Source organism: Candidatus Methanoperedens sp. (assembly GCA_027460535.1).
In the GTDB taxonomy this organism is placed as follows: Archaea; Halobacteriota; Methanosarcinia; order Methanosarcinales; family Methanoperedenaceae; genus Methanoperedens.
The window spans coordinates 1-1,001 of sequence record JAPZAR010000003.1 but is presented as its reverse complement, the minus strand read 5'-3'; the positions used below and the strand labels follow the sequence as shown (position 1 = coordinate 1,001).

1 protein-coding gene is annotated in these 1,001 nt (G+C 47.0%); it reads right to left on the bottom strand.

Annotation, left to right across the window (positions count from 1 at the left end; genetic code table 11):
- A partial coding sequence (locus O8C65_00150; GenBank protein MCZ7355325.1) for an S-layer protein domain-containing protein occupies nucleotides 1-1,001 on the bottom strand: 1,001 nt, incomplete at both ends.

The following is a 1,001-nucleotide window of genomic DNA, read 5'->3' as shown; positions in this document are numbered from 1 at the left end:
GTTTAGAGGAGTTCCTGGATCTACTACGTTCCCATCTTTTAACAGGGAGATGAGCATTGTCCGGGCACTCAGATCTATATCCACTGCCTTCAGGACATAGCCTTCCTGCAGGGGCAGGGTACTGCCAACTGATATGGTGTGTTTGAGGTCGTCATCCATAAGCACCTTGTGAAGCTGTCCCTGAGCAAGAGCGCTCTTTCCTGCAAAAGTGGTGCTTGGTTGTGCATTTGCAATAATGGTATTGGATGTATATCCCGCGAAGTACTTGTCAGCCATAAAGCCTATGACCTGATAACTGCCGAAACCTGAGTAGCCAAAACTCACGTCTTGAGGGGTTGTGGTGTAGTCAAGATTTTGTTCGCTTATAGTCCTGCTGCCATTCAACGGTGTTACAAGCCTCAGGCTTTCGTTACCCAAGCCACTGTCCAGGTCGTAGTAAAACCCTATGCTTGTAGTTCCTATGTTCATTCCGAAGTTATAAGGGGTCCATGTATCAATGGGATTTGCATCATTTCCTCTATAGACACTGCTCCTTACCTCGAAGACCCCGGTTTGTTCATTCGAGAGGGCAAAGCGCAGGGTATCGTTGTCTGCCACAAGTATATTCATATTTCCCATGAGGTTTTCTGTTTTACCTCTGTCGAGGCTTACGTCATTATTATTGCTCATCTCGATTTTATCCTGTCCGACATTTGTCACTTTCATATCATTGTACACGTTCCCGGTTTTAATCGTGGTTGGGTTCGATGATATCTGGAACACACCTTTCAGGAAGGCAGCCTGCACTTCTGTGCCTGAGAACACGCTGTCAAATCGTATCATAATTATAGGGAGGTCTGATACAGCACCCACTCTCGATGGGGCATAAACATAGGTCTGGCCTGCGTTTAGAGGAGTTCCTGGATCTACTACGTTCCCATCTTTTAACAGGGAGATGAGCATTGTCCGGGCACTCAGATCTATATCCACTGCCTTCAGGACATAGCCTTCCTGCAGGGGCA